Below are 487 nucleotides of genomic sequence, written 5' to 3'. Positions count from 1 at the left end.
GACGATCACCACCGCCGGCGGCGCTGGCCGTGGGTGCTCCTCGCGCTGCTGGTGCTGTTCGGCGCCATCGGCGGGGGCGTCGCCGCGTATCTGGCGAATCGCACCGTCAGCCACGACGTGCCCGAGTTGCGCGACACCACCGTCGAGGACCTGCAGGTGCTCGCGGAGAAGAACGACTGGGTGCTGATGCCCAACGAGGAGTACAGCCCCGACATCGAATCCGGTCGCATCGTCCGCACCGAACCCGAGGCTGGTGCGTCGCTCGCAGAAGGCGGCCAGCTGAAGTACTGGACCTCCGCCGGTCCCCAGCCGATCACCATCCCGCCGCTCGCCGGGATGACGGCCGACCAGGCCAACACGGCGTTGCAGGACGTCGGGCTCGTGCTGAAGGTGCCGCCCGACACCGCGTACGACGAGACGGTGCCCAAGGACCAGATCATCAAGGTCGGCACCGACAACCCCACCGCGCTCCCGGGCGAGGAGATCC

Annotated in this window: 1 protein-coding gene; it reads left to right on the top strand. The window is 69.4% G+C overall.

The features are described from left to right. Nucleotides 1–487, top strand: a 487-nt coding sequence (locus I6F37_RS38710; protein ID WP_225154173.1) for a PASTA domain-containing protein, incomplete at both ends; no start/stop codon positions are given.

Source organism: Bradyrhizobium sp. NBAIM08 (genome assembly GCF_020193935.1).
In the GTDB taxonomy this organism is placed as follows: domain Bacteria; phylum Pseudomonadota; class Alphaproteobacteria; order Rhizobiales; family Xanthobacteraceae; genus Bradyrhizobium; species Bradyrhizobium yuanmingense.
The sequence above is the reverse complement of the archived record's forward strand: the minus strand, read 5'-3'. Positions and strand labels throughout refer to the sequence as shown.